The following is a 24,855-nucleotide window of genomic DNA, read 5'->3' on the forward strand; positions in this document are numbered from 1 at the left end:
GTCACGACCGCGCCCACGCGAGCCGCGCGCTGAAGGCCGCCGCGCACAGCGCGAACACCACCGCCACCGCCGCGAAGGCCGACTCGCCCAGGGTGGTGGTGCCCAGCACGGTGGTGCCTGCGCCCGTGCCGAGGTAGAGCACCGAGTTGTTCCAGGACAGCGCCGGGCCGCGCCGTTCGGCCATCACGGTGGTCAGGTACACCTGCGCCGAGCTGAAGAAGGCGGTGCCGGCGAAGAACGTGAGCACGAAGCCTGCCAGGGCGAGCTGCCAACTCGACGCCGTCGTCGCCACCGCCAGCGCGGCCGCGAGCAGCAGGCCCCAGCCGACGTTGAGCACCGGCACGTGACGCCCCGTCGACGACCACCAGTCCACCAGCGGGCCCGCGGCGAGCGAGCCGGCCAGCGACCCGATGCCCACCAGCGCGCCGACGAGACCCAGCACCGCGGTGGAGAAGCCGAACTTCGACGCGAACAGCGCGCCCGCGTACGCGTAGGTGCCCAGCCGGGCCGCCTGCAGGAAGAAGTTCCCGGCCATGATCGTCCGGAACACCCGGACCCGCCACAGGCCGAACGACGAGCGCAGCGCGGCCGCCGGACTGCGCGGCGACGCGGCGACCACCGCCGCGGACTCCCGCAGCCGCAGCCAGATCAGCGTGCCTGCGACGGCGAGACCCGCGGCGACCGCGCCGAAGGCCAGGCGCCAGCTGGATCCCGACGCGACGAAGGTCGCCAGCGGCACCCCGACAATCTGCCCGCCGGCGTACGCGGACGCCCCGAACGCGATCGCCTTCCCCCGATGGCTGGGCAGCGAGGTCTCGGCGAGATAGGCCCACATGGCGGGCCCGATCAGGGCGCCGCCGACGCCGCCGACCACCCGGGCGCCGATCAGCCAGCCCAGCGACGGCGCGGCCGCACACGCCAGCTCACCGGTCATGAACACCGCGATGCCGGTGAGGATCACCCGCTTTCGCGGCAGGTGTTCGGTGAGCGCCCCGGCGAACGGGCTCGCCACGGCGTAGGACAGCCCGAACGCGGTGACCACCCATGCGGTGCTCGAGATCGAGGTGCCGAAGCCGTCGGCCATGGTGGGCAGCAGCGGCGAACTCAGGAAGAGCTCGGCGCCCATCAGGAAGAACACCAGATGGATCAGCCGGTGCTGACGCCACGGCGTGTTCGCTTCGATCACGTGTCATCTCCTCGGCGTCGGACGTTACCCGCAACGCGCCCGCGCCCGCCCCCGCAGCGGTCTCCCACTGACGGGGACGACCGGTGTCCGCCCCGCCGCCGGCGCCCCTAGCCTGCAGCCATGAGGGCAATCGACCTGCGGGACCTGGCAGACACGACCGCGGTGGTCACCGGCGCCGCCTCCGGCATCGGCGCCGCGATCGCCCGCCACGCCGCGGCGCTCGGAATGCGGGTCGCGCTGGCCGATTTCGACACCGGCGGGCTCGACCGGGTCGCCGCCGAGCTGACCGAGGCCGGCGCCGAGGTGCTCGCCGTGCGCTGCGACGTGACCGTGGCCGACGACGTCGAGCGACTCGCCGCGGCCGTCACCGAGCGCTTCGGTCCGGTCCGGCTGCTGGTCAACAACGCCGGCATCGAGAGCACCGGCCGGCTGTGGGAGCTCGACCCGGCGCACTTCGCGCGGGTCCACGGCGTCAACGTCGCCGGCGTCTTCCACGGAATCCGGTCGTTTGTGCCGCGGATGCTGGCCGCCGGGACGCCCGCGACCGTCGTCAACACCGCCTCCATCGGCGCGGTCACCACCGTGGCGGCGCAGGCCGCCTACGTCGCGAGCAAACACGCCGCGCTGGCCCTGACCGAGTGCCTGGCGCTCGAGCTCGCCGAGTCCGGCGCCCCGGTCACCGTCGCCGCCCTGCTCCCCGGCCCCGTCGACACCGCCATCTACGCCAACGCGGGCGCCGACGGCGCGGCGGGCGATGCCCTGCGCGCCCGGATGCAAGGGTTCCTGCGCGAGCGCGGCGTCACCCCCGAGGCGGCCGCGCAGTCCCTGTTCGACGGCCTGGCCGCGGGCGAGTTCTGGATCTACACCGATCCCGAGCGCGCGGACGTGCTGCTGCGCCAACGAGCCGAACGGCTGACCGGGCACCTGCCGCCGGCCTGAAGGCGCTACGCACTCGTGCGCGGTTACCGGGTCCGGGGACCGTCAACCGCGCACGAGCAGCGGAGCTGCCTACTCGTGGGATGATGGCGAGTATGTCGCGCCCGCAACCGCTCCCCCTCGACCCGATCGAGGAGGCCCACCGTCAGTGGGAGGCCCACGGCTGGGGCGACGTCGCCGACGGCATGGCCGCGGTCACCTCGCTGATGCGCGCGCAGCAGATCATGATGGCGCGGGTCGAGGAGGTCCTCAAACCGAGCGGGCTGACCTTCTCCCGGTACGAACTGCTGACGCTGCTGACCTTCACCCGCAGCGGGGCACTGCCGATGGCCAAGGCCAGTGCGCGCCTGCAGGTTCACCCCACCAGCGTCACCAATGCCGTCGACCGGCTCGAGTCCGCGGGCCTGGTCCGCCGGATGCCGCACCCGAGCGACCGCCGCGCCACCCTCATCGAGATCACCCAGGACGGCCGCGATCTGGCGCTGCGCGCCACCGCGCAGCTCAACGAGCAGGTCTTCGCCAGGCCCGGGCTGTCCGGGGACAAGCTGGACACCCTGGTCCGCATCCTGGCCGAACTACGGCGCAGCGCCGGGGACTTCGACACCGGGGACACGCCCACCAAGTGGTGAGCTGACGGCGCCCCGAACACACGACGAGCCCCTCACCCGCGTGCGGGTGAGGGGCTCGTCGGGTCCGACGGGTCAGCCGCCCACGAACTTCGGCGCCCGCTTCTCGACGAATGCGGCCATGCCTTCCTTCTGGTCGGCCGTCGCGAACGTCGAGTGGAAGACCCGACGTTCGAACTTCACGCCCTCGGCGAGGGTGGTCTCGAAGGAACGGTTCACCGCCTCCTTGGCCATCATCGCGATCGGCAGCGACATCGACGCGATCGTGGTCGCCGCCTCGAGGGCGACCTCCAGCAGGTCCGCCGCAGGCACGACGCGGGCGACGAGCCCGGAACGCTCGGCCTCCTCGGCGCCCATGGTGCGCCCGGTTAGGCACAGGTCCATCGCCTTGGCCTTGCCGACCGCCCGCGTCAACCGTTGCGAGCCACCGATTCCCGGGATCACGCCGAGCTTGATCTCCGGCTGGCCGAACTTCGCGGTGTCCGCGGCGATGATGAAGTCACACAGCATCGCGAGTTCGCACCCGCCGCCGAGGGCGTAGCCGGCGACCGCCGCGACGATCGGCGTGCGGGCCGCCGAGAGCCGGTCCCACTGCGTGAACAGGTCATCCGTGTAGACCTCGGCGAAGGTCTTGGACTGCATCTCCTTGATGTCCGCGCCGGCCGCGAACGCCCGCTCGGAACCGGTGATCACGATCGCGCCGACCCCGGGGTCGTGGTCCAGGCCCTCGACCGCCGCCACGACCTCGGTCATCAACAGCGAGTTGAGCGCGTTCAGCGCCTCGGGACGATTGAGGGTGATGACGCCGACCCGGCCGTGCCGGTCGAGCAGGATGGTCTCGAAGTCGTTCACCCGTTCTCCTTGCTGGCACGGTTGCGGATGTCGGTGACGATCGCGGAGAAGTCCAGTCCGCCGCCGGTCTCCTGGTGGAAGCGGGCGTAGATCTCGGCGGCCGCCAGGCCCAGCTCGCCGGGAACGCCGTTGCTGCGCAGCGCGTTCGCGGCCAGGCCGAGGTCCTTGTCCATCAACGCCGCGGCGAACCCGGGCTGGTAGTCGTTGTTGGCGGGGCTGGTCGGCACCGGGCCGGGGACCGGGCAGTTGGTGCTCAGCGCCCAGCACTGGCCCGAGGCGTTGGATGCGACGTCGAACAACGCCTGGTTGCTCAGGCCGAGCTTCTCGCCGAGGACGAAGGCCTCGCTGATCGCGATCATGGAGACGCCGAGAATCATGTTGTTGCAGATCTTCGCAGCCTGCCCGACGCCGGGGCCGCCGCAGTGCACCACCTTGCGGCCCATCACATCCAGGAGCGGCCGGGCCGACTCGAAGTCGTCGTCTGCGCCGCCGACCATGAACGCCAGGGTGCCGGCCGTCGCGCCGACCTGGCCGCCGGAGACCGGGGCGTCCACCGCGCGGTGCCCCGCCGCGACGGCGAGGTCGTGCGCGGCACGGGCGTCCGCGACGTCGATGGTGGACGAGTCGATGAACAGCGTGCCCGGGGTCGCCGCCGCGAGCAGCCCACCGGCGTACAGGTCGAGGACGTGCCTGCCGCTCGGCAGCATGGTGATCACCACGTCGGTCCCGGTGGCCGCGGCCTCTGCGGAGTCCGCAACCGTGATGCCGTCACGCCGAGCCTGTTCCAGCGCGGCGGGCGCCAGGTCGAATCCGATCACCTCGTAGCCGGACCGGGCGAGGTTCGCGGCCATCGGACCGCCCATGTGGCCAAGCCCGACGAAACCGATCCGGAGATTGTCTGCGGCGCTCATCTAGTTTCCCTCCCCAACGTTGGTTGACTGACTATGACCGAGACCGAGTTCGAGGTCCCCGAGTTCGACGAAGAATCCGTCGACCTGTTCGGCGGTGACCTCCTCGAGCGTCGCCGGCGACCACGCCGGGTTGCGGTCCTTGTCCACCACCTGGGCGCGGATGCCCTCGACCAGGTCGTGGGACGACAGGCAGGCCGCCGACACCCGGAACTCCTGGTCCAGCACCGCCCCGAGCCCGTCGAGCTCGCGGGCCTGACGCAGCGACCGCAGCGTCACCTTGGCCGCGGTCGGCGACTTCGCGAGCACCTGCTCGGCCGCGGCGGCGGCATCGGGCGACCCGTGGGCACGCAACCGCGCGACGATCTCCTCGACGGTGTCCGCCGAGTAGGCGGCGTCGATCCACTCGCGCTGCGCAGGCAGGGCGGATTCCGGTGCGGGTTCGGCGAACTCGGCCACCGCGTCCGCGACGGTGCCGCCGGAGAGGGCGGCGACGAAGGCGTCCAGCTTCTCGGACGGGACGAAGTGGTCGGCAAGTCCGCAGTAGATCGCGTCGCCCGCACCGAGCCGGGCCGTGGTCAGCGCGATGTGGGTGCCCAGCTCGCCGGGGGCACGGGACAGCAGGTAGGTGCCGCCGACGTCCGGGACGAATCCGATGCCCACCTCGGGCATCCCGATCACCGACCGCTCAGTGACGATGCGGACGCTGCCGTGCGCGGAGACCCCGACACCGCCGCCCATCACGATGCCGTCCATGATCGCCACGTACGGCTTGCGGTAGTCCGCGATCGCCGCGTTGAGCACGTACTCGTCGCGCCAGAACTCGCGCGAGCCGACGCCGCCGGTCCGGGCGTCGTGGTAGATGGAGACGATGTCGCCGCCCGCGCACAGGCCGCGCTCCCCCGCACCGGTCAGCACCACCGCGTGCACGGATTCGTCGTCGCTCCACTCGACCAGCGCGGACGCGATCCGCCGCACCATGTTGTGGTTGAGCGCGTTGATCGCTTTGGGCCGGTTGAGGACCAGGTGGCCGAGGCCGCCGGACACCTCGACCAGGACCTCCGGCTCGCCGATGGACTCGCTCACTGCCTGCACACTCCTTCTCGAATCGATCGCGGCGCTCACGCGGTGCCCGCCGAACCGACGACCGCGCGGGCGATGACCACCCGCATGATCTCGTTGCTGCCCTCGAGAATCTGGTGCACCCGCAGGTCGCGGACGATCTTCTCTAGGCCGTACTCGGCGAGGTAGCCGTACCCGCCGTGCATCTGCAGCGCCCGGTTGGCCACCTCGAACCCGGTGTCGGTGCCGAACCGCTTGGCCATCGCACACAGCTCGACCTTGTCGGGGGCATCCGCGTCGAGGGCCGCCGCAGCCCGCCACAGCAGCGTGCGCGCGGCCTCGAGCTCGGTGCGCATGTCCGCGAGCTGGAACTGCAGGGCCTGCGAGTCCAGCAGCGCCGCCCCGAATGCCTTGCGCTGGGCCAGGTACTCGACCGCCTTGGTCAGCGCGGCCTGCGCGCCGCCGACCGAGCAGGCGGCGATGTTGAGCCGGCCGCCGTTCAGCCCGGACATCGCGATCCGGAAGCCGTCGCCCTCGTTCCCGAGGAGGTTGGCCGCGGGCACCCGCACCCCGTCGAGGACCACCTGGCGGGTGGGCTGCGCGTTCCAGCCCATCTTCTTCTCGTTGGCGCCGAAGGAGAGCCCGTCCGCGCCCTTCGGCACCACGAAGGCGGAGATGCCCCGCGGGCCGGGCGCCCCGGTGCGGGCCATCACCACGTACACCTCGGAGGTGCCCGCGCCGGAGATGAACTGCTTGACCCCGGTCAGCACGTAGTCGTCGCCGTCGCGAACCGCCTTGGTGCTCAGGGCCGCCGCGTCCGATCCGGCGCCCGGCTCGGTGAGGCAGTAGCTGCCGAGCTGGTCCATCGAGCACAGCCCCGGCACCCAGCGGTGGCGCTGCTCGTCGGTGCCGTAGGTGTCGATCATCCAGGTGACCATGTTGTGGATGGACACGTAGGCGGCGATCGACGGGTCACCGGTGGCGAGCTGCTCGAAGATCCGGACGGCGTCGAGCCGGGTCAGCCCCGAGCCGCCGACGTCCTCGCTGACGTAGATCCCGCCCATGCCGAGCGCGGCGGCCTTGCGCAGCACGTCGACGGGGAAGTGCTTGTTCTGGTCCCACTCGATTGCATTGGGCGCCAGGCACTCCGCAGCAAACTCGCGAGCGGTATCGCTGATCGCCCGCTCGTCGTCGGTCAGGGTGAACATGTCCGTCCTAGTCCATCGTGGGGATGACGAAGTGGTCGGTGGCGTGTTCCTTCTTGCCGGAGGGCCACCGCTGCGTGACCGTCTTGGTCTTGGTGTAGAAGCGAATCGAGTCCGGCCCGTGCTGGTTCAGGTCGCCGAAACCGGAGGCCTTCCAGCCGCCGAACGTGTGATAGGCGATCGGCACCGGGATCGGCACGTTGATGCCGACCATGCCGACCTCGACCCGGCTGGCGAAGTCGCGGGCGGTGTCCCCGTCGCTGGTGAAGATCGCGACGCCGTTGCCGTACTCGTGATCAGTCGGCAGGGCGAGCGCCTCCTCGTAGTCGCGCGCGCGGACCACCTGCAGCACGGGTCCGAAGATCTCCTCCTTGTAGACCCGCATGTCCTTGGTGACGCGATCGAGCAGCGTTGCGCCGGTGAAGAACCCGTCGCCGGCACCGTCGATCACCTGGGTGCGGCCGTCGACCACCACCTCGGCGCCCTCGTCGATCGCGATCTGCACGTAATCGGTGACCCGCGTGACGGCGTCGGCGCTGACGAGCGGGCCGAAGTCGACACCCTTCTCGTCGGAACGTCCGACGTTGAGCTTGTGCACCCGCTCGGTGAGCTTGGCGACCAGCTTGTCCGCGGTCTCCTCGCCGACCGGGACCGCGACGGAGATGGCCATGCAGCGCTGACCGGCGGAACCGTAACCGGCGCCGATCAGCTGGTCCGCGACGTCGTCGAGATCGGCGTCGGGCATCACGACGGCGTGGTTCTTCGCGCCGCCGAAGCACTGCGCGCGCTTGCCGTTCGCGGTGGCCGTCTCGTAGATGTACTGGGCGATCGGGGTGGATCCGACAAAGCCGACGGCCTTGACTCGCGGGTCGTGCAGCAGCGCGTCGACGGCCTCCTTGTCGCCGTTGACGACGTTGAACACGCCGGCGGGCAGGCCCGCCTCGAGGAACAGCTCCGCGAGCCGCAGCGGCACCGAGGGGTCCCGCTCGGACGGCTTGAGCACGAACGCGTTGCCGCAGGCCAGCGCCGGTCCGGCCTTCCACAGCGGGATCATCGCCGGGAAGTTGAACGGCGTGATGCCCGCGACGACGCCGAGCGGCTGACGCATCGAGAAGACGTCGATGCCGGTGCCGGCGCTCTCGGTGTACTCGCCCTTGAGCAGGTGCGGGATGCCGATCGCGAACTCGATCACCTCGAGGCCGCGCTGGATGTCGCCCTTGGCATCGGGGATGGTCTTGCCGTGCTCGGAGGAGAGCAGCGCCGCGAGCGAGTCCATTTCGTCATTGACGAGTGCGACGAATCTCATCAGCACGCGGGCCCGCTTCTGCGGGTTGAAGGCCGCCCACTCGCGCTGCGCCTCGGCGGCGTTCGCGACGACGGCCTCCACCTCGGACTTCGACGCCAGCGGAACCCGGGACTGGACCCGGCCGGTGTTCGGGTCGAAGACGTCACCGAACCGGCCGGAGGTGCCGGCGACAGCCTTGCCTGCGATGAAATGAGTGAGCTCAGGAACCATTTTCGTCAACCCGTCCTCATGAGGGAGCCCGCGGCGTCGCGCGGCGATGTCCGAATACATTGTCATCCTATAGTTGGATGTCCATCTAAGTCTAGGGTCGACTTCGGCGGCCGCTCAGTGGGAGGCGGGGATTGCGCCGCCCCCGGAGCTGGCGGAGTGTCGGGACATGCCTGAATCACCCGTGTCCAACCTCGCCTCCCCCACCACCGCGGTCATCGTCACCGGCGGCGCCTCCGGCATCGGCCTGGCCTCGGCCCGTGCGCTCGCCGAGGCCGGGCGCCCCGTCGCGCTGTGGGACATCAACGAAGCCAAGGCCAAGACCGGAGCGGCCGCGATCGTCGCCGACTTCGGGGTCGACGCCATCGGTGTCGGCGTCGACCTCAGCGACCCGGAGCTCTACGCCGACGCCCTGGCCACCACCCGCGCGGCGCTGCCGAAGATCGGCGGCCTGGTGCACGCCGCAGGCGTGGTGGACACCGGCTCGCTCGAGGGCGTCACCGTCGACGTCTGGGAACTCGGCATCAACACCCACCTGCGTCCGCTGATCCTGCTGGTCAAGGAGCTGCTGCCGGACCTCACCGCGAACCCGGGCTCGGCGGTCGTCGGCATCGCCTCGATCAACGCGACCCTCGGCAACGCGATGAACCCGGTCTACAGCGCGGCCAAGGGCGGCATGCTCGCGATGGTCCGCTCGCTGGCGGACCGGCTTGGCCCGGACGGCATCCGCATCAACTGCGTCTCCCCCGGACAGATCCTGACCCCGATGCTGCAGCCGACCGTGGACCTGCTGCCCGACGGTACGTTCGAGCGGCGCATCCTGCTCGGTCGCCTCGGCCGTCCGGAGGAGGTCGGACGTGCGGTCCGCTTCCTGCTCTCCGACGAGGCCAGCTACATCACCGCCAGCGAGCTGGTGGTCGACGGCGGCAACATCTCCTCGCAGCGCTGACGCGGCAGGCCGGCTACTCCCCGCCGAGCGCGCGGTAGTAGCCGGCCAGCCGGTGCGCCGCGTCGGCGACGACGCGTTCCTCGACCCCGGCCGCCCGCAACGCCTTGCGCAGGGGCGCCGGGGCGAGGTCGTCGGGGGCGGGACGGAAGTCCGCCTGCGGCAGCGCAGGCAGCTCGATCCGGTCACCGAAGTAGTCGTCGAGATCCAGGGCCGGCTCCGACTCCTCGTCGTCGAGACCGCGGATGAGGGTGTCGAGGTCCAGGCCACGCAGGGTCAGCATCACCGTCGGGTTGTTGTCGAGCCGCTCCGCCGCGAGGTACACGATCGCCGCCGCGTGCTTGCACGGCCAGCCCTGGTCGGGGCAGGTGCACCCGAAGTCCAGTTCGCGGGACTCGGTGGGCAGCAACAGGTCCGCCAGTTCCTGCGGGACCGAGCCCGACGCCAGCGCGGCCAGCATGCCGGGGGTGGACCGCACCCGCTCGACCAGCGCGTCCACCGCCTCGGGTTCCAGGCGCCGCAGCGTGAAGGTCGCGGTGAACGGGTCCACCTGACTGCCCTGCACCTCCCCGACCACCGCGCCGGGCGCGACCCGGAAGCTGATCACCTGACCGGCGCGCGCGTAGCTGCGCCCCCGCGCCAGCCGGCCCGGGTCCGAGATCCGCTCCATCGACGCCACCAGCGCCCGGCCCCACCAGGACTGGGCGAACGCCCCGCGCCGCGACGCCGCGGTGACGCCACCGCCGGTCCGTCTGGGCCGGCCGTGGTCCCCGCCGCGCCGCGTGCCGGTCACTCCCCCACCGCCTCGTCGCCGAGCGTCATCAGCGCGCGCAGCTCGTCGTTGCTCATCTCGGTGATCCAGTTCTCCCCGGTCGGCACCGCGAGGTCGGCCAGTTCCGCCTTGTTGCCGAGCATCGCGTCGATCCGTTCCTCCAGGGTGCCGACGCAGACCATCTTGCGGACCTGCACGTCGCGGCGCTGCCCGATCCGGAACGCCCGGTCAGTGGCCTGGTTCTCCACCGCCGGGTTCCACCACCGGTCCAGGTGCACGACGTGGTTGGCGGCGGTGAGGTTGAGCCCGGTGCCGCCGGCCTTGAGTGAGAGCAGCATGATCGGCGCGGAGCCGGGGCCGCCGGACTGGAAGTCGTGGACCATCGCGTCCCGCCGGCCGCGCGGGACGCCGCCGTGCAGGAACGGCACCTCGGTGCCGAACCGTTCGGCCAGGTACGGGGCGACGATCGACCCGAACTCCCGGAACTGGGTGAACAGCAGCACCCGTTCGCCGTCCGCGAGCACCGAGTCCACGATGTCCTCGACCAGACCGAGCTTGCCCGAGCGGTGCCTGCCGCGCCGCAGCACCGGCGAGCCGTCACCGAGGAAGTGCGCGGGATGGTTGCAGACCTGCTTGAGCCGGGTCAGCGCGGCGAGCACCGCCCCCTTCCGGGCGACGCCCTCCTTGTCCTTCAGCTTCTCCATCATGTCGTCGAGCACCGCCTTGTAGAGCGCGGCCTGCTCGGCGGTGAGGTTGGCCCGCACCGTCATCTCGAACTTCTCCGGCAGGTCGGAGATCACCTCGGGATCGGTCTTGACCCGGCGCAGCACGAACGGCGAGGTGACGGTCCGCAGCCGGGCCAGCGCCGTCTCGTCCTGGGAGCGCTCGATGGGGATGGCGAAGCGGGCCCGGAACTGCTGCGGGCTGCCGAGCATCCGCGGGTTCGCGAAGTCCAGGATCGAGCGCAGCTCGTCGAGCCGGTTCTCGACCGGAGTGCCGGTCAGCGCCAGCCGGTGCGCCGCCGGGATGGCCCGGGCCGCCCGGGCCTGCGCGGTCGCGGAGTTCTTGATGTGCTGAGCCTCGTCGAGAACCACTCGGCGCCACCGCAACTCGCGCAGCACCTCCACGTCCCGGGCGAGCAGCGCGTAGGTGGTGACCACGAGGTCGTGTCCGGCGACGACGGCGCCGAGGTCGTCCCCGCGCAGCCGGTCCGCGCCGTGGTGGACGTGGACCCGCAGGCCCGGGGTGAATCGGGCGGCCTCGCGCTGCCAGTTGCCGACCACCGACATCGGGCACACCAGCAGCGTCGGACCCGCGACGCCGGTGGCCTGCTCGTGGGCCAGCAGGGCCAGCAGCTGCACGGTCTTGCCCAGGCCCATGTCGTCGGCGAGGATGCCGCCGAGGCCGAGGCCGCTCATGTACGCGAGCCAGTCCAGGCCGCGCCGCTGGTAGGGGCGCAGCGTCGCCTCGAGCCCGGGTGGGACGGGGATCGTGGCCGGCGCGACCGCCGAGTCCAGCAGGCCCGCAACCCAACCCGTGGAGGTGATCTCGTCGACCGGGATCGGCGGCGCGTCGAGGACCGCGAGCTCGCCGAGCAGGTCGGCCAGGGTCGAGTCCTCGCCGGCGCCCCGCTTGGTGACGTACGCGACGGCGTCCGCGAGCGCGCCGCCCTGGGCCTGCACCCACTGCCCACGCAGCTGCACCAGGTCGGCCTTGGTGCGCGTGAGCTCCGCCATCTCGCGGGCGCTGAGCACCACGTCGCCGAGTGCCAGCTCCCAGTTGTAGGAGACCAGCTGGTTCAGCCCGACCGCCCGGTCGTCGGTGTCGACAAGCACCGACGGGCTGGTGACCCGCAGCCGCAGCGACGGGGCGACCACGCTCCAGGCGCGCGGGAGCAGCAGCGTGATGCCGGCCTCGGCGAGCTCGCGGGCGCCGTGCGCGACCAGGTCGGTGACGACCTCGAGCGGGAGCAGCAGGTCGAGGCTGCGGGAGTCCGACGGCAGTCCGCGCAGCCGCGGGTAGGCGGTCATGGCCTCGCCGAGCTTGCGCACCCCGAGCCGGACCGCGTCTGGGTCGGCGAGGTGGACGGGCACCGGGCGCGGCGCCTCCCCGGTCGGGCGCAGGCAGACCTCGAGTCGCCACAGCGGATCGGTGCCGTCGCCGGCCGGGGCCGCGTCGTCGTCGGGTTCGATCAGCCGCAGCACCAGTTCGGGTTCGTCGACCGCGAGGGTGCCGCGCCACCGCACCAGCTCGTCGGCGATCTGCTGGGTGCCCTCCACGAACGGCGTCCCGGTCGCCAGCGCCCGCAACATCGGGTGCTCGCCCGGGTGCTCGCCGGGATGCGCGCCCAGCATCCGCCGGACGATCGGGTCGGTGAGCTCGACGATCAGGTCCTCGAGCGCCTTCCGCCCGCCGCCGGAGACCCGGAGCACCGCGGGCATGGCGACGGCAAGCTCGGCGAGCCAGGCGCGCTGCCGCTCGCCGCCGACCAGCTGCCAGCGCACCCACCACTGGCCGTCCGCGCGCTGCAGGTCCGGCACCACCCGGCCCGCCCGCGCCCACCGGTGGACGCCCCGCGCGACGTGGGCGAGGAAGCGGAGGTCACCCGCGACCGCGTCGGCGACGACCGGGCCGAGCGAGAGGTTCAGGAGGAGTTCGGCCGCGGCGTCCGGGGCCAGCGCGAGCGCGGGCACCGTGACCTCGGCGAGGGTGCCGTCGCCGTTGGGCAGCGAGACGGTGACCCGGTGGCGGAACTTCCGCGCGAGTGCCCGCGCCAGTGCCTCGGGGAACTCGTCCGCGTCCGGGTCCGGCTCGGCCGCGCCGGCGTCCCGCCACATCAGCAGGCCCGAGCCGGGAGTCCAGAGCGCGTGCACCACCGCACCATCCAATCACCCGCCTCAGACAGGCCGCGCCTGCACTGGATTTGTCAGCCTGACCAGCGGAATAATGACGAGTGTCGACTACATCGGGAGCGCGGCGATGACCATACTGATTCAGGTCCTCGGACAGGGGTACCCGCACGGCACGCCCTGGCAGGAACGCCGGTACCAGTTCGTCGACAGCGAGCACGTCGTCGGTATGCGTCTGGACGGGCAGTCCGGCGTGTGGATCGACATGGCCCGGCACGGCGAGTCGCATCAGCTGGCGCTGACCTCCGACCCCGACGACGCCATCTACTTCCTGCTGCGGATCTTCGACAAGGTTGCCGACTGCGAGCGGCAGGGCGGCTCGTGGATGATCGGCCACGACGGTTCCGACCGGGATTCCGTCGCCGCCACCAGGTTCCCGCTCCCCTGACACTCGCGGCCGGGTCGGCCGAACGTCAGATCGTGGTGACCCAGCCGTGCATCGGATCGGACCGCAGCACCGCGGCGTGCCGCTTGCGCAGCGCCTCGCCCACCGGTCCCGGCACGCCCGCACCCACCCGGCGACCGTCGACCTCGACGACCGGGGCGACGCCCGCCGAGGTGCCGGTGACGAACACCTCGTCGGCGATGTAGAGCTCGGTCAGGTCGACGGTCCGCTCCACGACCTCGAAGCCGTCCTCGGCCGCGAGCGTCAGCACGGTGCGCCGGTTGATGCCGTCGAGGATGTTGCACGAGACGTCGGGGGTGATCAGCTTGTCGTCCCGGACCAGGAAGATGTTGGCGGCGCTGAGCTCACACACGTGGCCGTTGCCGTCCAGGAAGATGGCGTCGTCGTAGCCGGCGTCGATGGCGTCCTGCTTGGCCAGCACCGAGTTGACGTACGCCCCGTTGACCTTCGCCCGGGACGGGATCGCGTCGTCGGGGATGCGGCGCCAGGTGCTGGTCTTCAGGCGCATCCCGTGCTGGGGCACGATCGGCACCGCGTCGTAGACGAACATGCTCACCAGGGTGTGGCAGCCGCGCACCCGGGTACCGGGGATGGACTCGTCGACGTGCACGCTGACCCGCACGAACGCGTCCGCCCCGGGCCCGTTCGCCGCCACCACGTCGGCGGCCGCGGCCAGGAACCGCTCGTAGTCCCAGTCCGCCTCGAAGGTGTCCATGCCGATGATCCGGCAGGACTCGACGAGGCGCCGGTAGTGGTCCCGCAGCCGGAACGCCGTGCGCTCCGAGCCGTCGACGTGCACAGGGAACACCGTGTAGACGCTCAGGCCGTACAGCACGGCCGAGGTCGCGATACCGAGCGACGCCTCGGCGGCGTCGACGATCCGGTCGCCGAAGTACACGTGGGGATGCGGGATGGCCATGGCGGGATGATATCCGCGCCTGGCCCGCCGAAGGAACCGGATTTCACACACCAGCGTCCGGCCGGGGCGGGAACTGGACGCTCACCGACGCCCGGCGCTAGCGTCGACGGGTGGCCACCGGGAGCAGGGACGAGATCACCAAGGACACGACGCTGTGCATGTCACTGTCCGCCAGGCCGTCGAACATCGGGACGCGGTTCCACAACTACCTCTACGCCGAGCTCGGCCTGGACTTCGTCTACAAGGCGTTCACCACCACGGACCTGCCGAGCGCGATCGCCGGTATCCGCGCGCTCGGGATCCGGGGCTGCGGGGTGTCCATGCCGTTCAAGGAGGCGAGCATCGAGCACGTCGACGTGATGCACCCGTCGGCCGCCGCGATCACCTCGGTGAACACCATCGTCAACGAGGCGGGCACGCTGCACGCCTACAACACCGACTACGAGGCCGTCGCCACGCTGCTGGCCGAGCACCACGTCTCGACCGACTTCACGGTCGCGGTCGCCGGCAGCGGCGGGATGGCGAAGGCCGTGGTCGCGGCGCTGCGCGACAGCGGCTTCACCGCGGTGACGGTGATCGCCCGCAACTGCGAGACCGGGCCGGCTTTGGCCCGCCAGTACGGCTTCGAGTGGCGCGCCGAGCTCGGCGGCCTGCGGACCGAGTTGCTGGTCAACGTCACCCCGGTCGGGATGGCCGGCGGTCCCGACGCCGACGCCAGCCCCTTCGACGATGCCGCGATCGCGGCCGCGGAGACCGTGTTCGACGTGGTCGCGATGCCGCCGGACACCCCGCTGATCCGGGCCGCCGCGGCCGCAGGCAAGGCGACCATCACCGGCGCGGAGGTGATCGCGCTGCAGGCGGCCGCCCAGTTCGCGCTCTACACGGGGGTCACCCCGACGCCGGAGCAGGTGCGCCGGGCGTCCGAGTACTCGCGTTCCTGACTGCGGCGGCGGAGGCGGCCGCCGCCGGAGCTCGAGTGGCCGCCGAGGTTCAGGTCGCCACCGGGCGGGTCGGATCCGCCGACCACTGCGACCAGGATCCCGGGTACAGCGCCGCCTCGATCCCGGCCTCCGCCAGCGCGGCGACCTGGTGCGCTGCGGTCACCCCGGACCCGCAGTAGACGGCGGTCGGCGTCGACGCGTCCACCCCCAGCACCGCGAACCGGTGCCGCAGCTCCGGCTCGGCGGCGAATCTTCCTGAGGAGTCCAGGTTCTCGGATGTCGGCGCGCTGACGGCACCCGGGATGTGCCCCGCCCGCGGGTCGACCGGCTCCGCCTCGCCCCGGTACCGCTCGCCTGCGCGGGCGTCGAGCAGCACCCCGGCCGACGGCCAGGTGGCCGCCTGCTCGATGTCGATCGTCGGCAGGTGACCGGGCGTCAGCGTCACGTCGCCACCGGCCAGCCTGGCCCCCGGACCGGACTCCACCTCGAACCCGGCCTCGGTCCACGCGGCCAGGCCGCCGTCGAGCAGTCGCACGTCGGGGATCCCGGCCCAACGCAGCAGCCACCAGGCCCGGGCGGCCGCCAGGTTTCCGGTGGCGTCGTAGACCACCACCGCGTCGCCGTCCCGGATGCCCCACCGCCGAGCACTGGCCTGCAGGTCGTCGATCGCGGGCAGCGGATGCCGACCCGACGAGGGTGAGGCAGGCGCGGCCAGCTCCGTCTCCAGGTCGACGAACACCGCCCCCGGCAGGTGCGCCCGCTCGAAGTGGGTGCGGCCGTGCGGGTCACCGAGTGCCCAACGGACGTCGAGCAGCACCGGCGGCCGCCCGGACGCCAGCCGCGCCGCGAGTTCCGCCGCGGTGACCAGCACCCGCAGCTCCGCGCGCAGCAACTCCGCCAGCCCGGCATCGAACGCGACAAAGGTGACCTCCCGCACCGACGTCCCGGCTCGACGCACCGCGGTGACCGCCTGGTGCACGGCGTCCGCGTGCGGCCAGCCGTAGGAGCCGGCCGAGATCAGCGGGAAGGCGACCGTCCGGGCGCCGAGCTCGTCGGCGACCGCGAGGCTGCGCGTGTACGCCGAGCGCAGCACGGCCGAGCGGTCCTCGATCTCGGAGTACACCGGACCCACCGTGTGGATCACCCAGCGGGCGGGCAGGTTGCCTGCGCCGGTCGCGACCGCCTCCCCGGCGGGTAGGCCGTCCGGAAGCGTGGTCTCCCGCAGCTGCCGACACTCGGCGAGGATCTCGGGCCCACCGGCCCGGTGGATGGCGCCGTCGACCCCGCCGCCGCCGAGCAGCCGCGAGTTCGCGGCGTTGACGATCGCATCGGCGTGAAATCGGGTGATGTCGCCGAGAACCACATGGATTGCCACCATCGATTCACCGTACCGCCGGAGACCGACACGGTCCGCTCCGCTGGTCACGGCGGCCGGGTGCGGGTAGAACAGACGGGGTACCGGACAAATCACCGCCGGTACCAGGACGACTCGTCGTTGCCCGCACGAGCAAAGGAGTGGTCATGCTCTCACTGGGAATCTTCAGCTGGATCATCATCGGCGGCCTGGCCGGCTGGATCGGCAGCAAGGTCATGGGCACCGACGCCCAGCAGGGCATCCTGGCAAACATCCTCGTCGGCATCATCGGCGGTCTGGCCGGCGGATTCCTGCTCAACCTGTTCGGCGTGGACGTCAAGGGCGGCGGCCTGATCTTCAGCTTCCTCACCTGCCTGCTCGGCGCGGTGATCCTGCTGTTCGTGGTCAAGAAGGTCAAGGGCTGACCCGACGCCCGCGGCGCGCCGGCGCCGCTGCGAGACAATGACCGTCATGCCCGACGCCGGCTCCCCCGAACCCGCCGCCACCGAAATCGTCGACGCCGACACGGCAGGCGCCGACCCCGGTCTGTCGCACCTGATCAGCGCCGGCGTCGTCACCGCCCTGGTCGGCTTCACCAGCTCGTTCGCCGTGGTCCTGACCGGCCTGCGCGCGGTCGGTGCCACGCCGGCGCAGGCCGCGTCGGGACTGATGGCGCTGTGCCTGACGCAGGCGGTCGGGATGCTGTGGCTGTCCCGGCACTACCGGATGCCGCTCACCCTGGCCTGGTCGACGCCCGGCGCAGCTCTGCTCGCGGGCACCGGGGCGGTCGCCGGCGGCTGGCCCGCCGCGGTCGGCGCCTTCGTCGTGGTGGGGCTGGCCGTGGTCCTCACCGGGCTGTGGCCCCGGCTGAGCCGGCTGATCGCCGCGATACCGACGCCGCTCGCGCAGGCGATGCTCGCCGGGGTGCTGCTGCCGCTGTGCCTGGCTCCCGTCACCGCGTTCCGCGACTCCCCCGCCGCCGTTGCCCCGGTCGTGCTGACCTGGCTTGTGCTGCAGCGGTTCTCCAAACGTTGGGCCGTCCCGGGCGCCTTCGGGGTGGCCGCGGTGGTGATCGGGATCTACCTGGCCACCGGCGACGCCACGCTCGACGCCACCGCGCTGCTGCCGAGTCTCGACCTGACCGTCCCGCACTGGACCGGGCAGGCGATGATCGGCATCGCGGTCCCGCTGTACATCGTCACGATGGCCTCGCAGAACATCCCCGGCACCGCGGTGATGGGCGCGTTCGGCTACCGGGTGCCCTGGCGGGCCACCATGGCGGTGACCGGGATCGGCACCGTGCTCGGCGCGCCGGCCGGCGGACACGCGATCAACCTGGCCGCGATCAGCGCGGCGCTCGCGGCAGGTCCGACCGCCCACCCCGACCCGAAGCGCCGGTGGGTGGCCGCGTTCACCGCAGGCTGCGCCTACCTGGTCCTCGCGCTGTGCTCGGCGGCGCTGGCGGCGCTGGTCGTCCTCGCGCCTGCGGGGGTCGTCGAGACCGTCGCCGGCCTGGCACTGCTCGCCACCCTCGGCGGCTCGCTGGTCGCCGCGCTCGCCGACGAGTCGGACCGCGAGGCGGCGGTGCTCACCTTCCTTATCGCGGCGTCGGGGGTGAGCATCCTCGGCATCGGGTCCGCGTTCTGGGCGCTGCTCGCGGGTCTGGCGATCCGGCTGATGCTGCGCGCCCGGCCGTTCCGGACCGCGCCGTAACCCCGGGCGACTACCGCAGCCCCGCCTCGCTCGCGACGATCATCGCCCGGGCCACGATGTCGTCGATGATCTTGTCCGACGGACCGCCCACCGCGGCCGTGTTCCGGGGATCCTCCATCGTCCGGCGGATCACGCCCTGCGCGATGATCGCGATCTTCCACAGCGCCAACGCGTGCCAGAACCCGAGCGCCGACGGATCGCGGTGGGTCTCCTCGAAGTAGGCCTGCGCCAACTCTTCCCGGGTCGGGAACCCTTCCAGGGTGGAGGCGATGAACGGCCCGATCACCACGTCGTCCGCCTCGGACCAGTACGCCAGCAGCGCACCGACGTCGGCCAGCGGGTCGCCCAACGTGCACAGCTCCCAGTCCAGCACCGCGACCACCCTGCCGTCCTCACGCGAGGTGATCACGTTGCTCAGGTGAAAGTCGCCGTGCACCAGGGTCACCTCGCGCTGCTCGGGGATGGACCGGGCCAGCACCGCGCGCAACTCGTCGATCGCCGGAATCTCTCGGGTCTTCGACTGCTCCCACTGCCCCGACCATCGCTTGAGCTGACGCTCCGCGTACGGCGAGTGGCTGGCCAGGTCCTCGAGGTCGGCCAGTTCCAGGTCGACGCGGTGAATGCTGGCCAGCGCCGCCGGCATCGACAGGCCGGTGGCGCGGCGAATCTCCGGGCTGAGTTTCCGGGCCACCCCGATGCTGTCCAGCACCACTCCGTCGACGTAACTCATCAGCATCAGCGGTGCATCGGTGACCGCCGGATCCTCGGTCAGGGCAAGCACCTTGGGTACCGGTACGCCGGTCCCCTGCAACGCGGACAGGATTCGGTACTCCCGCGCGACGTCGTGCGCCGACACCAGCAGGTGCCCCAGCGGCGGCCGCCGCAGCACCCACTGCGCGCCACCCGAGTCGTCCACCCGGAAGGTCAGATTCGACTGCCCGTTGCCGATCCGTGTGAAGGTCAACGGCGCCACCGCACCGACACCGAGGTCGGCGATCCAGGCGGACACCGCCTCCTCGTCGAGTCCCACTGCACTGCTCATCCGGGCGCTCCCTTCGTTGCGTCGGCTTTCGTCTGCTCGAGTCGCGCGGCCTCGGCATAGACCCGGTAGGGCCGCAGCTCCTGGCGGGCAATGGTTCTCTTGTGCACCTCGTCCGGACCGTCCGCGAACCGCAGCGCCCGCAGGTGTGCGTAGAACGTGGCCAACGGGAAGTCGTCGGAGACGCCTGCGCCACCGTGCACCTGGATCGCCCGGTCGACGATCTTCAGGGCCATCAGCGGGGCGGCAACCTTGATCGCCGCGATCTCGGTGCGCGCCTCCTTGTTCCCGACGGTGTCCATCATCCAGGCGGCCTTGAGGGTGAGCAGCCGGACCATCTCGATCTCGATGCGGGCCTCGGCAATCCAGTCCCCGATGTTCGCGCGCTCGCTGAGCGGACGTCCGAACGTCACCCGCTGCGAGGCGCGCAGGCACATCAGTTCCAGCGCCCTCTCGGCCATCCCGACCGCACGCATGCAGTGGTGGATCCGGCCGGGGCCCAGTCGCGCCTGGCTGATCAGGAAGCCCGCACCGGCGCCGGCCAGCACGTCGGCGTCGGGCACCCGGACGTTCTCGAACTGCACCTCCGCGTGGCCCTCGCGGTCCTGGTAGCCGAACACCGGCAGGGCCCGCACCACGGTGACACCGGGCGCATCCATCGGCACCACCATCATCGACTGCTGGGTGTGGGCCGGTCCGTCGGGATCGGTCTTGCCCATCACGATGAGCACCTTGCAGTTGGCGTGCAACGCGTTCGAGGTCCACCACTTGCGCCCGTTGAGGACCCAGCCGTCGCCGTCGCGGACCATCGACATTGCGATGTTGGTGGCATCGGAACTGGCGACGTCCGGCTCGGTCATCGCGAAGGCCGACCGGATGGTGCCGTCGAGCAGCGGCACGAGCCAGCGCTGCTTGTGCTCGTCGGTCCCGAAGAGGGTGAGCACCTCCATGTTTCCGGTGTCCGGCGCGCTGCAGTTGCACGCCTCCGACGCCAGGTGGCTGCGGCCCATGATCTCCGCAAGCGGGGCGTACTCGGCGTTGGTCAGGCCGGGACCCCAGTCGGGGTGCGGGTGGAAGAGGTTCCACAGGCCGCGCCGCCTGGCCTCGACCTTGAGCTCCTCGATGATCGGGGGCTGAAAGTGCGGGTCGCCCGACGCGCGCATCTGGTCGTCGTAGGTCTTCTCGGCCGGGTAGACGTGCTCGTCCATGAACGCCAGCAACCGTTCCCGGTAGTCGACACAGCGTTCGGTCGGCGTGAAGTCCATCAGCGATCATCCTCTCCGCATCCTCGCGACGAGCCCCGACGACAGTCGTCCGTCGATGCTAGGCGCACTGCTGACAGCTCGCAGTCCGAAACCGGGCGACCACACCGGCCACCGCAGGCTCGGCAAGGAGGATCGTGACGACCCGTCGACACCCCCGCGTGCCACATCCGCCTCACCGTATCCCGTTGGCGGGCGACGTGATCGGCATCGGCATCACGAAACCGACACAGAACGCGACGACGCGGGCCGACCTCCGGCCGAGCGGCCGCCACCCGCGCGCGGCGGCCGCTCGACCACCGCGAACTGTCGGTTCGGACCGGTCCGCCGCCGACCGCCCTCGCCGTGTCGCCCGTGACCCGGGAACCCATCCCCAGTAGCGTCGGGTGGCAGGCGTGAGTGCCACGCCGGTTGTAAGTTCTGCGATCAGTCAGGGAGTTCCGTGGACATCGTCGCCTTCGTCACCTCGGTCGCCCTCGCGGTGGGCTCCCTCGGTGCCGCCCTCCCGAAGGTCCGGTTGCGGGGTACCGCCTGGACCGCGCTGCGGGACCGCGGACTGCACCCCGACCAGGTGCGGGCGCTCGGCGGCGCGGAGATCGTCGGCGGCGTCGGTGTGCTGGCCGGCCTGATCTGGTGGCCGGTCGGTGTCGTCGCGGCGGCGGGCCTGCTGGTGCTGATGCTCAGCGCGACCGCCTTCCACGTCAAGCACGGCGACTTCGGCAACCCCGACATGCGCGGGCCCGCCCTGTACCCGGCCGCCCTGGCCGTGCTCGCCGCGATCGTGCTCGTCGCGCTGTTCGTCGCGAACTAGGGAGTCCCGCGCGGGCGACGATGCCCACCGACCTCCCACGACGACACATCCGCTTGCGCCGCCCCACCAAAGGGGGATGCTGAGAGTAGGACTTCAGTACGTCGGCCGCGGCCCCACAAGGGCCTCCCGACGCGGGCACGAGGAGGTCGACATGACCGACAAGATCGCCTACCCGGTCCAGCTCGTCCAACCCGACGGTCGACGCGTCCACCGGGCCGAGTACGCCGAGCTCGTCACCGACGTCGGCACCGCCGAGCTGCGCGCACTCTACGAGGACATGACGGTGGTCCGCCGCGTCGACGGCGAGGCGACGGCGCTGCAACGCCAGGGCCAGCTCGGGATCTGGGCGCCGTGCCTGGGGCAGGAGGCCGCGCAGGTCGGCTCCGCCCACGCGCTGGCGCCCGACGACTACGTCTTCACCAGCTACCGCGAGCACGGCGTCGCCTACTGCCGCGGCGTCGACCCGGCGCAGTGGCCGCGGCTCTGGCGGGGCGTCGCGCTGTCCTGCTGGGACCCGGACGAGCTGGGCCTGACCAACCCGGCGATCATCGTCGGCGCCCAGGGCCTGCACGCCACCGGCTACGCGATCGGCGCGCACCTCGACGGCGCCGAGATCGCGACCTTCGCCTACTTCGGCGACGGCGCCACCAGCCAGGGCGACCTGTCCGAGGCGCTGGGGTTCGCGGCGTCGTTCAACGCAGGCGTGGTGTTCTTCTGCCAGAACAACCACTGGGCGATCAGCGAGCCGGTGACGCTGCAGAGCCCGTTCCCGTTGGCCCAGCGCGCCGCCGGGTTCGGCATTCCCGGCATCCGGGTGGACGGCAACGACGCCCTCGCGGTGCTGGCCGTCACCCGCTGCGCCGCCCGGCGGGCCCGCGAGGGCAGCGGCCCGACGTTCGTCGAGGCCGTCACCTACCGGATGGGCCCGCACACCACCTCCGACGACCCGACCCGGTACCGGACCGGCGCGGAGCTCGAACTGTGGAAGGCCCGCGACCCGATCGACCGGCTGCACCGACTGCTCGACCGCGAGGGCGGACTCGACGCCGAGTTCCTCGAGCAGGTACACGCGAAGTCCGAGGACACCGCGGCCGCGTTCCGGGCCGCGACGCTGGCCCTGCCCGACCCCGACCCGATGGAGCTCTTCGAGCACGTCTACACGTGCGCGCACCCGCTGATCGACGAGGAACGCGACGGGTTCGCCCGCTACCTCGGCACGCTCGAGACGTCCGATGCGGGGGCCCGGCCATGACCGCGATGACGCTCGGCGGCGCCCTCAACGCCGGGCTGCGACGGGCGCTCGAGACGGACCCGAAGGTGGTGCTGATGGGCGAGGACATCGGTGCGCTCGGCGGCGTCTTCCGGATCACCGACACCCTGCAGAAGGACTTCGGCGCCGCCCGGGTGATCGACACCCCGCTCGCCGAGTCCGGGATCATCGGGACCGCATTCGGGCTGGCACTGCGTGGCTACCGCCCGGTCTGCGAGATCCAGTTCGACGGGTTCGTCTACCCGGCCTTCGACCAGATCGTCTCGCAGGTCGCCAAGATCCACTACCGGACCCAGGGCCGGGTGCGGGCACCGCTGACCATCCGGGTGCCCTACGGCGGCGGCATCGGTGCGGTCGAACACCACTCGGAGTCGCCGGAGGCCTACTTCGCGCACACCGCGGGGCTGCGACTGGTTACTCCCTCGAACCCGGACGACGCCTACTGGGTGATCCAGCAGGCCATCGCCTCCGACGACCCGGTGCTCTTCTTCGAGCCCAAGCGCCGCTACTGGGACCGCGGCGAGGTGGACACCGACGCACCGCCCGCGCTGGACCTGCACCGGGCCCGGGTGGTCGTGACGGGCACCGACGCCACCGTGGCGGCGTACGGGTCGGTGCTGCCGACCGCGCTGGCCGCGGCGAGGGTGGCCGAGCAGGAGGGTCGTTCGATCGAGGTGATCGACCTGCGTTCGCTCTCCCCCGTCGACTTCGACACCCTCGAGGCGTCGGTGCGCAAGACGGGCCGGCTGGTGGTGGCACACGAGGCGCCGGTGTTCCTCGGTCTCGGCGCGGAGATCGCCGCCCGGATCACCGAACGCTGCTTCTACCAACTGGAGTCGCCGGTGCTGCGGGTCGGCGGCTTCGCCACCCCGTACCCGCCGGCGAAGCTCGAGAAGTACTTCCTGCCCGACCCGGACCGCATCCTCGACGCGGTCGACAAGACTCTCGCCGCCTGAAGGGGTCCGCCGTGACCGACGACAGCCCGCAGCCGATGCAGGAGTTCCGGCTGCCCGACCTCGGCGAGGGCCTGACCGAGGCCGAGCTCGTGTCCTGGTCGGTGGCCGTGGGCGACGCCGTCGCGCTCAACCAGGTGATCGCGGAGGTGGAGACGGCCAAGGCGTTGGTGGAACTGCCCTCGCCGTACGCAGGCACGGTGCTGGCGCTGCTCGCCGATCCCGGCGCCACCGTCGCGGTGGGGGCGCCGCTGATCCGGATCGGCGAACCGGGCGCCGGCCCCGCCCAGGGCTCCCGGCCCGGACCGGGGGCGCCCGGGGCCGGGTCGGTGCTGGTCGGGTACGGCCCCACCGCGACCGCGCCCAGCCGGCGCCGGGCCCCGGTCCCCGACGCTCCCCGCGGCGGCGCCGCGCAGGTCCGGCCCGACGCCAAGCCGTCGGCGCGCAGGCTCGCCCGCGAGCTCGGCGTCGACCTGAGCGAGGTACCCGGCTCCGGGGCGGGCGGCGCGATCACCACCGGCGACGTCCGGGCCAGTCGCGACGCCGACGAGGCGACCGAGCCGCAGGCCGACGCGCGCGAGACCCGCACGCCCATCCGCGGCGTCCGCCGGCAGACCGCCGACGCCGTCGTGCGCAGCGCGTTCACCGCACCGCACGTCACCGAGTTCCTCACCGTCGACGTCACCGCCTCCACGGACCTGCTCGCGACGCTGCGCGCCACGCCCGCGTACGCAGGCCTCAAGCTCACCCCGCTGGCGCTGGTGGCGAGGGTGCTGGTGGCGGCGCTGCGCGTACACCCGACCCTGAACTCGAGCTGGGACGAGGAGCGTCAGGAGATCGTCACCCGGCACTACGTGAATCTCGGCATCGCCGCCGCCACCCCGCGCGGCCTGCTCGTCCCGACGGTCCGGGACGCGCACCTGATGAGCCTGCTGGAGCTGACCCGGGCGATCGACGAGCTGACCGAGACGGCCCGGGCGGGACGGGCCACCCCGGCGGACCTGTCCGGCGCCACCGTCTCGATTACCAATGTCGGCGTCTTCGGGGTGGACGCGGGCACCCCGATCCTCGGCCCCGGACAGGCAGCGATCCTGTGCCTCGGCGCGATTGCGCCACGCCCGTGGGTGGCCGAGGACCGGGTCGTCGTCCGCCAGGTCGTCACCCTGGGCCTCTCGTTCGACCACCGACTGGTCGACGGTGAACAGGGCTCGCGCTTCCTCGCCGACGTCGGCGCGACGCTCACCGACCCGCTCACCCTGCTCTGACCCGGCA

General features: G+C 71.8%; 23 protein-coding genes and 1 pseudogene. 11 read left to right on the plus strand and 13 right to left on the minus strand.

What is annotated here, in order from left to right:
* Position 1 precedes the first annotated feature (1 nt).
* Positions 2 to 1,186, minus strand: a complete 1,185-nt coding sequence (locus ACFO6S_RS18895) for an MFS transporter (RefSeq protein WP_378419515.1) — start codon at positions 1,184 to 1,186, stop codon at positions 2 to 4.
* Between the two features lie 120 nt (positions 1,187 to 1,306).
* Between ACFO6S_RS18895 and ACFO6S_RS18900 the strand changes: the two genes are divergently transcribed.
* The gene (locus ACFO6S_RS18900) at positions 1,307 to 2,125 is read left to right on the plus strand and encodes an SDR family NAD(P)-dependent oxidoreductase (protein WP_378419516.1); all 819 of its coding nucleotides are present in this window, start codon (positions 1,307 to 1,309) and stop codon (positions 2,123 to 2,125) included.
* A gap of 92 nt (positions 2,126 to 2,217) precedes the next feature.
* On the plus strand, positions 2,218 to 2,751 hold the full coding sequence (locus tag ACFO6S_RS18905) for a MarR family winged helix-turn-helix transcriptional regulator (RefSeq protein ID WP_378419517.1): 534 nt from the start codon (positions 2,218 to 2,220) through the stop codon (positions 2,749 to 2,751).
* Positions 2,752 to 2,823: 72 nt separating this feature from the next.
* Here the strand turns inward: ACFO6S_RS18905 and ACFO6S_RS18910 are convergent, their stop codons facing one another.
* From ACFO6S_RS18910 to ACFO6S_RS18930, 5 genes are read right to left on the minus strand one after another with little or no spacing between them, the layout of a single operon-like run.
* Entirely contained in the window at positions 2,824 to 3,600 is a 777-nt protein-coding gene (locus tag ACFO6S_RS18910) for an enoyl-CoA hydratase (RefSeq protein ID WP_378419518.1), read from the minus strand.
* Positions 3,597 to 4,511 carry a 3-hydroxyisobutyrate dehydrogenase gene (gene mmsB / locus ACFO6S_RS18915; protein WP_378419519.1) on the minus strand — a complete coding sequence of 305 codons (915 nt, stop codon included), beginning with the start codon at positions 4,509 to 4,511 and terminating at the stop codon, positions 3,597 to 3,599. Before mmsB ends, ACFO6S_RS18910 begins: the two co-directional genes overlap by 4 nt.
* Positions 4,512 to 5,594, minus strand: coding sequence for an enoyl-CoA hydratase/isomerase family protein (locus ACFO6S_RS18920; protein WP_378419520.1), 1,083 nt, complete (start codon positions 5,592 to 5,594; stop codon positions 4,512 to 4,514).
* Positions 5,595 to 5,629: 35 nt separating this feature from the next.
* Positions 5,630 to 6,778, minus strand: a complete 1,149-nt coding sequence (locus ACFO6S_RS18925; protein ID WP_378419521.1) for an acyl-CoA dehydrogenase family protein — start codon at positions 6,776 to 6,778, stop codon at positions 5,630 to 5,632.
* A gap of 7 nt (positions 6,779 to 6,785) precedes the next feature.
* Entirely contained in the window at positions 6,786 to 8,291 is a 1,506-nt protein-coding gene (locus tag ACFO6S_RS18930) for a CoA-acylating methylmalonate-semialdehyde dehydrogenase (RefSeq protein WP_378419522.1), read from the minus strand.
* Between the two features lie 166 nt (positions 8,292 to 8,457).
* Here ACFO6S_RS18930 and ACFO6S_RS18935 point away from each other — a divergent pair, with 166 nt between their 5' ends.
* Complete coding sequence (locus ACFO6S_RS18935; RefSeq protein ID WP_378419523.1) at positions 8,458 to 9,237, plus strand: SDR family NAD(P)-dependent oxidoreductase; 780 nt, start codon at positions 8,458 to 8,460, stop codon at positions 9,235 to 9,237.
* Positions 9,238 to 9,250: 13 nt separating this feature from the next.
* Here the strand turns inward: ACFO6S_RS18935 and ACFO6S_RS18940 are convergent, their stop codons facing one another.
* Both ACFO6S_RS18940 and ACFO6S_RS18945 read right to left on the minus strand, forming a co-directional pair.
* Positions 9,251 to 10,027: an SWIM zinc finger family protein gene (locus ACFO6S_RS18940; protein ID WP_378419524.1), complete on the minus strand. Its 777-nt coding sequence runs from the start codon at positions 10,025 to 10,027 to the stop codon at positions 9,251 to 9,253.
* Positions 10,024 to 12,843 carry a DEAD/DEAH box helicase gene (locus ACFO6S_RS18945; protein ID WP_378419644.1) on the minus strand — a complete coding sequence of 940 codons (2,820 nt, stop codon included), beginning with the start codon at positions 12,841 to 12,843 and terminating at the stop codon, positions 10,024 to 10,026. The genes ACFO6S_RS18940 and ACFO6S_RS18945 overlap by 4 nt, the downstream gene beginning before the upstream one ends.
* Before the next feature lie 142 nt (positions 12,844 to 12,985).
* Here ACFO6S_RS18945 and ACFO6S_RS18950 point away from each other — a divergent pair, with 142 nt between their 5' ends.
* The gene (locus ACFO6S_RS18950; RefSeq protein WP_378419525.1) at positions 12,986 to 13,303 is read left to right on the plus strand and encodes a hypothetical protein; all 318 of its coding nucleotides are present in this window, start codon (positions 12,986 to 12,988) and stop codon (positions 13,301 to 13,303) included.
* Between the two features lie 25 nt (positions 13,304 to 13,328).
* Here ACFO6S_RS18950 and ACFO6S_RS18955 read toward each other — a convergent pair whose 3' ends face one another.
* On the minus strand, positions 13,329 to 14,240 hold the full coding sequence (locus ACFO6S_RS18955) for an aminotransferase class IV (RefSeq protein WP_378419526.1): 912 nt from the start codon (positions 14,238 to 14,240) through the stop codon (positions 13,329 to 13,331).
* Positions 14,241 to 14,350: 110 nt separating this feature from the next.
* Here ACFO6S_RS18955 and ACFO6S_RS18960 point away from each other — a divergent pair, with 110 nt between their 5' ends.
* A complete protein-coding gene (locus tag ACFO6S_RS18960) occupies positions 14,351 to 15,181 on the plus strand; it encodes a shikimate 5-dehydrogenase (RefSeq protein ID WP_378419527.1) in 831 nt (276 codons plus the stop codon).
* 49 nt (positions 15,182 to 15,230) lie between these two features.
* On the opposite strand, the gene ACFO6S_RS18965 is transcribed toward ACFO6S_RS18960, so the two are convergent.
* Together ACFO6S_RS18965 and ACFO6S_RS18970 are read right to left on the minus strand one after the other, a co-directional pair.
* Entirely contained in the window at positions 15,231 to 16,049 is an 819-nt protein-coding gene (locus ACFO6S_RS18965; RefSeq protein ID WP_378419645.1) for a sulfurtransferase, read from the minus strand.
* An 18-nt stretch (positions 16,050 to 16,067) separates the two neighbouring features.
* A pseudogene (locus tag ACFO6S_RS18970) lies at positions 16,068 to 16,559 on the minus strand (O-acetyl-ADP-ribose deacetylase); the annotation flags it as partial.
* A 143-nt stretch (positions 16,560 to 16,702) separates the two neighbouring features.
* Here ACFO6S_RS18970 and ACFO6S_RS18975 point away from each other — a divergent pair.
* Positions 16,703 to 16,960 carry a GlsB/YeaQ/YmgE family stress response membrane protein gene (locus ACFO6S_RS18975; RefSeq protein ID WP_378419528.1) on the plus strand — a complete coding sequence of 86 codons (258 nt, stop codon included), beginning with the start codon at positions 16,703 to 16,705 and terminating at the stop codon, positions 16,958 to 16,960.
* Positions 16,961 to 17,006: 46 nt separating this feature from the next.
* The gene (locus ACFO6S_RS18980) at positions 17,007 to 18,248 is read left to right on the plus strand and encodes a benzoate/H(+) symporter BenE family transporter (RefSeq protein WP_378419529.1); all 1,242 of its coding nucleotides are present in this window, start codon (positions 17,007 to 17,009) and stop codon (positions 18,246 to 18,248) included.
* Positions 18,249 to 18,258: 10 nt separating this feature from the next.
* Here the strand turns inward: ACFO6S_RS18980 and ACFO6S_RS18985 are convergent, their stop codons facing one another.
* Positions 18,259 to 19,290 (minus strand): phosphotransferase family protein, encoded by a 1,032-nt coding sequence (locus tag ACFO6S_RS18985; RefSeq protein ID WP_378419530.1) that lies wholly within the window; start codon positions 19,288 to 19,290, stop codon positions 18,259 to 18,261.
* Positions 19,287 to 20,552, minus strand: coding sequence for an acyl-CoA dehydrogenase family protein (locus ACFO6S_RS18990; protein ID WP_378419531.1), 1,266 nt, complete (start codon positions 20,550 to 20,552; stop codon positions 19,287 to 19,289). The genes ACFO6S_RS18985 and ACFO6S_RS18990 overlap by 4 nt, the downstream gene beginning before the upstream one ends.
* A gap of 439 nt (positions 20,553 to 20,991) precedes the next feature.
* Here ACFO6S_RS18990 and ACFO6S_RS18995 point away from each other — a divergent pair, with 439 nt between their 5' ends.
* The 4 genes from ACFO6S_RS18995 (at position 20,992) to ACFO6S_RS19010 (ending at position 24,848) form a co-directional block, all read left to right on the plus strand.
* Positions 20,992 to 21,360, plus strand: a complete 369-nt coding sequence (locus ACFO6S_RS18995; protein WP_378419532.1) for a DoxX family protein — start codon at positions 20,992 to 20,994, stop codon at positions 21,358 to 21,360.
* Positions 21,361 to 21,511: 151 nt separating this feature from the next.
* Positions 21,512 to 22,612: a pyruvate dehydrogenase (acetyl-transferring) E1 component subunit alpha gene (pdhA, locus tag ACFO6S_RS19000; RefSeq protein WP_378419533.1), complete on the plus strand. Its 1,101-nt coding sequence runs from the start codon at positions 21,512 to 21,514 to the stop codon at positions 22,610 to 22,612.
* Positions 22,609 to 23,586: an alpha-ketoacid dehydrogenase subunit beta gene (locus ACFO6S_RS19005; RefSeq protein ID WP_378419534.1), complete on the plus strand. Its 978-nt coding sequence runs from the start codon at positions 22,609 to 22,611 to the stop codon at positions 23,584 to 23,586. Before pdhA ends, ACFO6S_RS19005 begins: the two co-directional genes overlap by 4 nt.
* 35 nt (positions 23,587 to 23,621) lie before the next feature.
* The gene (locus tag ACFO6S_RS19010; protein WP_378419646.1) at positions 23,622 to 24,848 is read left to right on the plus strand and encodes a dihydrolipoamide acetyltransferase family protein; all 1,227 of its coding nucleotides are present in this window, start codon (positions 23,622 to 23,624) and stop codon (positions 24,846 to 24,848) included.
* Positions 24,849 to 24,855 lie beyond the last annotated feature (7 nt).

This window comes from Rhodococcus kronopolitis (assembly GCF_042654025.1).
In the GTDB taxonomy this organism is placed as follows: Bacteria; Actinomycetota; Actinomycetes; order Mycobacteriales; family Mycobacteriaceae; genus Rhodococcus_G; species Rhodococcus_G kronopolitis.

Bases quoted from the DNA above. Each gene is read 5' to 3' on its own strand.
- ACFO6S_RS18900 (WP_378419516.1), top strand. From the start codon at position 1,307: ATGAGGGCAATCGACCTGCGGGACCTGGCAGACACGACCGCGGTGGTC.
- ACFO6S_RS18905 (WP_378419517.1), top strand. From the start codon at position 2,218: ATGTCGCGCCCGCAACCGCTCCCCCTCGACCCGATCGAGGAGGCCCAC.
- mmsB (WP_378419519.1), bottom strand. From the start codon at position 4,511: ATGAGCGCCGCAGACAATCTCCGGATCGGTTTCGTCGGGCTTGGCCAC.
- ACFO6S_RS18925 (WP_378419521.1), bottom strand. From the start codon at position 6,778: ATGTTCACCCTGACCGACGACGAGCGGGCGATCAGCGATACCGCTCGC.
- ACFO6S_RS18930 (WP_378419522.1), bottom strand. From the start codon at position 8,291: ATGGTTCCTGAGCTCACTCATTTCATCGCAGGCAAGGCTGTCGCCGGC.
- ACFO6S_RS18935 (WP_378419523.1), top strand. From the start codon at position 8,458: ATGCCTGAATCACCCGTGTCCAACCTCGCCTCCCCCACCACCGCGGTC.
- ACFO6S_RS18945 (WP_378419644.1), bottom strand. From the start codon at position 12,843: ATGTGGCGGGACGCCGGCGCGGCCGAGCCGGACCCGGACGCGGACGAG.
- ACFO6S_RS18950 (WP_378419525.1), top strand. From the start codon at position 12,986: ATGACCATACTGATTCAGGTCCTCGGACAGGGGTACCCGCACGGCACG.
- ACFO6S_RS18955 (WP_378419526.1), bottom strand. From the start codon at position 14,240: ATGGCCATCCCGCATCCCCACGTGTACTTCGGCGACCGGATCGTCGAC.
- ACFO6S_RS18975 (WP_378419528.1), top strand. From the start codon at position 16,703: ATGCTCTCACTGGGAATCTTCAGCTGGATCATCATCGGCGGCCTGGCC.
- ACFO6S_RS18980 (WP_378419529.1), top strand. From the start codon at position 17,007: ATGCCCGACGCCGGCTCCCCCGAACCCGCCGCCACCGAAATCGTCGAC.
- ACFO6S_RS18985 (WP_378419530.1), bottom strand. From the start codon at position 19,290: ATGAGCAGTGCAGTGGGACTCGACGAGGAGGCGGTGTCCGCCTGGATC.
- ACFO6S_RS18990 (WP_378419531.1), bottom strand. From the start codon at position 20,552: ATGGACTTCACGCCGACCGAACGCTGTGTCGACTACCGGGAACGGTTG.
- pdhA (WP_378419533.1), top strand. From the start codon at position 21,512: ATGACCGACAAGATCGCCTACCCGGTCCAGCTCGTCCAACCCGACGGT.
- ACFO6S_RS19005 (WP_378419534.1), top strand. From the start codon at position 22,609: ATGACCGCGATGACGCTCGGCGGCGCCCTCAACGCCGGGCTGCGACGG.
- ACFO6S_RS19010 (WP_378419646.1), top strand. From the start codon at position 23,622: ATGCAGGAGTTCCGGCTGCCCGACCTCGGCGAGGGCCTGACCGAGGCC.